The sequence below is a fragment of the Thermogutta sp. genome (genome assembly GCF_014359955.1).
In the GTDB taxonomy this organism is placed as follows: Bacteria; Planctomycetota; Planctomycetia; order Pirellulales; family Thermoguttaceae; genus Thermogutta.
In genome coordinates this window covers 1-6,414 of sequence record NZ_JACIYL010000197.1, presented here as the reverse complement: position 1 = coordinate 6,414, position 6,414 = coordinate 1, and the positions used below count along the sequence as shown (strand labels likewise).

Genomic DNA, 6,414 nt, shown 5'->3' with positions numbered 1-6,414 from the left:
GCGGCGCCAGATCCCTTCCCAGGGGAGTTGCCCCGTAAAGCACAATCTGTGGCCGGTATTTTTCAATCAGCGTGCAGAGAACCCGGGCATAGGGGATTGTCTGGAAATGGGCCAATCGTGAATCTTCCACTACATACACGCGATCGGCACCGTGCGCGATGAGCTTGCTTGCAAGAGGCCGAATCTGGTGTCCGGGAAGAACGGCGCCGACGGGTACTTTCAGTACGTCGGCAAGTTGCCGTGCCTTGCCGCAGAGTTCAAGCACAACATCGTGCAACGAGCCGTCTTCCTGCTCCGCAAAAACCCAAACTTCTCCCTGGCGATTTGGTGCGATCATGATTGAAGCCGTTTCCCTGAATCCACACTCCCGTTAGCCAATTTTGCCTTTTTGGGTATCTGCTTCGGCGGTCGCCTGAGTACCCCTGATCCCGGATTTTTCGACCGGTGTTCCTCTTCGGTGGGCTGAGCTCTCAACGGGTCAACCGAGAGTTCGGTCCACAACCAGCTCGTCGATCAGACGACGGATTCCCTCCTCAGTCGGCGGAATGTTGGTAAATCCTTTTTTGGTCAAGACAATGGCCTGCACGCGATAGACCTTTGTAGGCGAACCTGGCAGACCGCAACGATTGAGGTCTGCGTGGATGTCATCGAGACTCCACTGCTCGATAAGGAGCCCCTGGCGGGCCAGTTCTTGTTTCCGCCGCTCGATCGCGTCCAGCAGCTCTTCGTCTGATACCTGTCCCAGACCGGTCTTCACTTCAGCTTCAATTTCCGCCGGAATGCGGGCCCGCTTGTACCGCATCACTTTTTTGGCGGCCGGGGGCCGCGGCTGATTGGCTCCTCCAATCACCGTAAAAAGAACCGGCAATTTGACTTCCACCACTTCCCAACCCCGCCCTACATTCCGGCGAACCCGTGCGGTCCCGTTCTCAATCCAATCGATTTTTTCCAGGTATGTCACCTGGGGAATGCCAAGCTTTTCCGCGATTTGGGGACCCACCTGAGCGGTGTCGCCGTCGATGGCCTGCCGACCGCACATGACGATATCAAACCTGCCGATTGTGCGGATGGTCTGAGCAAGAATGTAACTCGTGGCGAGGGTGTCTGACGCGGCTGCCCGACGGTCCGTGATCAAAATGACCCGGTCGGCACCCCGGTAGAGGCAATCGCGAAGAACCTCTGCCGCTTTGGGAGGTCCCATGCTGATCGCCGTCACGGTGCCGCCATAGCGGTCTCGAATTTCCAGGGCCGCCTCCAGGGCGTTCAGGTCTTCCGGGTTGAAAATGGCAGGTAATGCGGCACGATTGACCGTGCCGTCTTCTTTCATAGCTTCCGCGGTGATGTTAGTTGTGTCGGGTACCTGTTTGACGCAGACAACGATGTCGTAAGGCACAGCACGATTCTCCCAAACGTCTGATCCCCCCGAAAGCATCTGTCGGAACCAGTCCGCCGCGGTGTTCCCGGGAGCCTTTCTCTCCGGCCCCAGATCCGGCAATCCCGCAAGCCGACTGTTTTTTAAGGAAAATGTCTGGCCAACCGTCGACCCGGCGGCCAGTCAGTACGGGCCATCAGGTGCCAGCTTGCCAAAATGCCTATTGTAGCGAAGGAGCGAAAACTGCGGAACAGCACCTTTCCGGCTCGATACCCAACACAAAAGGGGTATCACCGTACAAAATCGTGGTATCCTCGGGCAGGACTTGTGACCCGTTATCCTGAATAGGGATGTTTCCACGGAGCACGATACTCTCGCTTGAGGAGCTTTTCTGCCGCCGGATTACCCACGATAGTCCCTTTTGCCTCGTCCCAGTGAACGACCGAGTCGCTCTCGTAAGCGATCATCGCGAGTTTCACAGTGACGGTGGATCGGTATCCTTCTTCGATGGGACAGGCAGGCGGACGGCCTTCTCGAATGGCTGCCAGAAAATCGCGCATGTGTTCCAGACCCGCGTCGGTCTTGGGGGTGTACTCTTTACGATCGGCGTTTTTGCCATTGGGTATCACCACCCATCGGTTGTCTGTGACGAACACGGTGGCTTTTGTGCCGAAGAAAAAGACGCCGTTATTCACTTCGGGAGTGTACTCCTCAGCGCCCCATAAGCGGTGCCGCCATACGAGCGGCCCCTCAGCAAATTCAAAATGCGCGGTGAGCGTATCGGGCGTGGTGATGATCCCCTTGAGCTTGTAGATCCCGCCCGCGGCGGTGACCTTGTGGGGTGTCGCAAGATCCAAAATCATCCGCGTGGCGTCTACCAGGTGAATACCCCAGTCCACCAGGTGCCCATGACCGGTTGTTTTTTCCAGCCTCCAGTTGAAATGGCCCACCTGCTCGCTGTAGGGAATAAGGGGCGCTGGACCGCACCAGAGGTTCCAATCGAGACTGGGCGGGGGATCCTTGGGGGTCGGATCTTTGGTTCCCGCACGATAATGAATCTGTGCATCAACCTGGATGATATCTCCCGCTTCGCCACCCTTGATGAAATCCCGTACCTGTTGAAAACTGGCATGCTGCCGTCTTTGGAAACCGATTTGGACAATGCTTGCGCGCTCCTGTACAGCCTTCAAAAGTGCCTGACATTCGCGGATATCATAGGCCAGCGGTTTTTCGCAGTACACGTGGAGTTTCCGATCCAAAGCCGCCAGCAGGTGGAGCGCGTGCCAGTGGGGCGGACTGGCGATGATAACTGCGTCAAGGTCCGAATTGTCGAGCATGTCCTGGTAAAGCTTGAAAGTTTTGGGACGCGTGCCCTGCAGTTGCTCCAATTCCGCGGCGGATTTCTCCAAATGTTCCGAGTCCACGTCACAGATGCTGCTGATGACCACGCCGCCTGCCTTGAGTGCGGCACGGGCATCGACCATTCCATACCAACCCACCCCGATAACGCCCAGTTTGAGGGGCGACTCTACTCCCGCATGCACGGATTTCATGAAAAAGCTGGGAATGGTGGTTGCAGCCGCAATCGCGGAGCTATTTCGGAGAAATGCGCGACGTGTCGTTTTCATGGGTATTCCCTCCAGTTAACAGATGCCCTACCAATAATCTGTTTATTTATCGGTCCTGGCCCGGCTCGGCAGAACGGTATTCGTATGCCCCAAGATCGATGCCCGTTCCTTGAGGTCTGTGGATACCCAGGATGTCAAGGCTCGGCGCCAGCTCCGCCGTACCTGCGTCGATGGCGGGGGAGTCTGGCCGAAGACGCATGTCATATCGTGTTGGATTGACGAAGAATTGTTCGGGATGGTCCACGACCAGATTGTGATCTACGGTCATATTCTCACCCCGAACGTCCAGCGCGCTGACCAAATTATTTCGCACCATGCAGTCCCGGGAGGGTGTGCCATTTTTGTGGTTGCCAATCCGGATGGCGGCCGGCCCCGGGCGGCGGGTGTTGGGATCGATCACCGTGTTGTTAACAATTTTGCAGCGCACGGCACCACCTAACGTGATGCCGTGATAGTGGTCCACGACAACCACGTTGTTTTCGATGATCCAGTCTTCATACATGCCGTCAAAACATCCGATGCCCTGAAGAGCCCCTCGATGGGGTTGCTGGGGATCTTCGTAATTGATGATGATGTTGCCACGCAGGACGACACCTTTCACCACGCCCGTCCCCACGCCACCGGGTCCCACAGACCAGCTTTGAAAACCATCGTCGTGGTTGGCATTAACGTCGTAACAGTTTTTCACGATGTTGTACTGGAACACAGTGTGATCACCTAGTCCCCGGAGCCCGTCTCCTGCGAAGTTTTCCACAACATTTTTTTCCACAAGGCAGTGCGGGCCACTGACTGAAATTCCAAAGTTCACATTCTTGAGGTAATTACCCCTTATTGTAATCCGTGGTCCATCGGCGAGAATTCCATCGCACGAAAGGTTATTCCAGTCGTCCGCTGTCCAGTGTGAGGTGTCGGCCGCGGATTGGAGGTGGCAATCTTCCACCACGATGTCGTGGATTGGCCCCCGCCAACCGTGCGATTCCAGGCGGATCATGGCTCGCGGCCTCTCCCCTTTCCCGTATTCGGGGCTTACGTGCAGACCTCGCAGGATCCAGTGACAGCCCGACTGGATGTGGATGCGTCGAAACCGAGGAGTGTGGCCGGGTTCAGCGGCGATCGTGATCGCTCTGGGGTTGTAATACCCCTGAATGCGGAGGTCGCCAAAATCACCGGTGCGAAGGTAAATGGTGTCTCCCGGTTTTACAGGAGCGCCGGGGTTTCTCGGGACGAGTTTCACTCCCTCCCGATACGGCAAGGATTCCCACGTCTGAGACTCGATCAGGCCTTTATCGAACAGTTCCTGCAGGCTCTTCCAGGGGCGTTCCTTGCTGCCGTCATTGTCCGAACGGCCCTGAACGGGATCGACATAGAACTCGGCGCCGAAGGAAAAAGGGACAGAAGCGAGGGCCGTTGCCATCAGTGCGAGTCCATATGCCTGGAACAGCCGACCCGATAGTCGCATGGCGGAATTCCTTGTCGCTGGGGTCAACTCCACACCTTCCATTCCTACGTTCTTCTACTACCTTTGGACAGATACTACCTTTGGACAGAAGATTGCCCAGATTATATGGGCACAGTCTGCCCTGGCCAATTGCCCCTGATTGGGACCTAATAGCACTTTTTGCGTGCCGCTTGGACGGATGGATCCCGGTGAAACTGGGAACGACGAGCGTACGGCTCCGAGTCTTGGGCGGATGTCTTTGTCACGTCCGCTTTCCGATGTTGGAGGATCCACTGGGCCCACCGGGCTGCGTTAGCTTGATTCTGTTGCTGTTCGAACGCGGGGGCCATGCACGAATTGGCCCGCCGGTACGTTCGGGCCCCGGTCTCTTCCCCAAATTCTTAAACAAGAGGGGCCCGGCTCCCGATTTGGAAGGTCGCGCGTCGTTTCTAGCAGGAGAGCCGAGACGCGGAAGCAGTCAGTGCAAGTTGGCGGGGCAACCAGACCTTTTTCTGTGTCTTTTGTGAATTGACCGGGTTTTCATTCGCAAAAACCCGAGAGCGATTCTTCTGCATTACGGGGTATTTTGTGCGGGAGAAGAACCGTTCGATTTAGCCGCGGCATCGGTATTGCCAGAGGCCCCTGGGACGTTTTGGGCTAGGATCGGGAGTGGGTCATAGAGGGGCATATGTCGGTAGTACACCTCGAGCGTACAGATCGCCAGTGCTGTGGTGTAGATGCGACCTCCGTATCGGCCGTAGAGCTCCGTGGGATCCCAGCTTCCCGCCAGTGATCCAGTCTTCCGCTGGGTGGGTAAAAGCGTTGCTTTCATGGCCTCATTCCATTTACGCCAGAAATCTCCACCCATATTGTGCATCACTTGAGTGGCATAGTAGATGTAATAGAACCAGGGCTGAGAAGTATCGAGCTTCTTGGGGGACGGGAGGTTCTCCAGGAGATAATACGCCCCGGCTTTCATTCCTCGGTGTTCCCGGGGCCAGCCCAGATATTGGCGGCACAACAGCGCTTCTGCCGTCATGGTGGGAGTGGCGGCATGTCCCGGCCGATAGGCGTAGCGGCCGCCATATTGATCCGTTTGTGCTGAATCGAGGTAGTGAGAGGCTTTGTAGAACACAGTGTCCGGTACGCGAAGATACGCCATCTTTCCGCTGCGGAGGGCCATCAATTGCCAGCCCAGTACGCTCGTATCGCCTTCCTGTCCAGGTTCATAGCGCCACCCGCCCGCCGGATGCTGTGCGCGAATGATAAAATCGATCGCTTTTTGCGCAGGTTCTCGCAGTTGGGGGTCCTGAGTCATCGCGTAGGCTTCACAGAGGACCAGGGCCGCCTGTCCATGCGCGTACATGTCGCCAATGCCGTTTCCCCGAAGGTCACCATCCGGCCCTTGGTGACTGACAAGCCAGTTAAGGCCCTTCAAAACGACCTGACGGTATTCCCCCTGGATGTGCGTCTGACCTGCTCCCAGAAAAGGCAGCAGGGCCAGAGCGGTGCCCGCCACGTCCGCTTTCTGGCCCAACCCATCCTCGTCCCCGGAGGCGCCCGGGGCTAAATGGAAGGCGTGGAGCGACCAACTCCCATCAGCATTTTGATGTTTGGCCAGCCATCGCAGTCCGCGGGCGACGGCGGCTTCGGTTTCGTTCGTTCCTCCCTGTTCGGCCAGGAGCCGTGAGCGTACCGAAGGATCCCGACCCGCAAATATGGCGGCCACCGGCCGGGAAAGAAGGACGTCGCTCAGACGATCTGCTACCGCGGCCATGGGAAGAGTGGGTTGCAGCGATTCCCCCAGCGCATCGGGGGCAAACTGATCCACGATCCCTACATCCTGCGCGGCGGGCAGATGGACGTCGGTCACCAGCCCGGCCTCTTCGAACTCGTTCGGGAGATGCGCACGTTCTTCCAGCAACCCTTCCTCGCCAGGGCTGTCTCGATAGTTGATCGAGGTCGAAAGCGTGATG

Annotated in this window: 4 protein-coding genes and 1 pseudogene; all 5 read right to left on the bottom strand. The window is 57.2% G+C overall.

What is annotated here, in order from left to right:
• Nucleotides 1-337 (bottom strand): annotated as a pseudogene (locus H5U08_RS08010) (electron transfer flavoprotein subunit alpha/FixB family protein); the annotation flags it as partial.
• Between the two features lie 141 nt (nucleotides 338-478).
• Nucleotides 479-1,393, bottom strand: coding sequence for an electron transfer flavoprotein subunit beta/FixA family protein (locus tag H5U08_RS08005; RefSeq protein WP_297031974.1), 915 nt, complete (start codon nucleotides 1,391-1,393; stop codon nucleotides 479-481).
• 314 nt (nucleotides 1,394-1,707) lie between these two features.
• Entirely contained in the window at nucleotides 1,708-3,000 is a 1,293-nt protein-coding gene (locus tag H5U08_RS08000) for a Gfo/Idh/MocA family oxidoreductase (protein WP_297031972.1), read from the bottom strand.
• A gap of 46 nt (nucleotides 3,001-3,046) precedes the next feature.
• Nucleotides 3,047-4,459, bottom strand: coding sequence for a choice-of-anchor Q domain-containing protein (locus H5U08_RS07995; protein ID WP_297031970.1), 1,413 nt, complete (start codon nucleotides 4,457-4,459; stop codon nucleotides 3,047-3,049).
• Between the two features lie 553 nt (nucleotides 4,460-5,012).
• Nucleotides 5,013-6,414, bottom strand: a 1,402-nt coding sequence (locus H5U08_RS07990; protein ID WP_297031968.1) for a prenyltransferase/squalene oxidase repeat-containing protein, incomplete at its 5' end; no start/stop codon positions are given.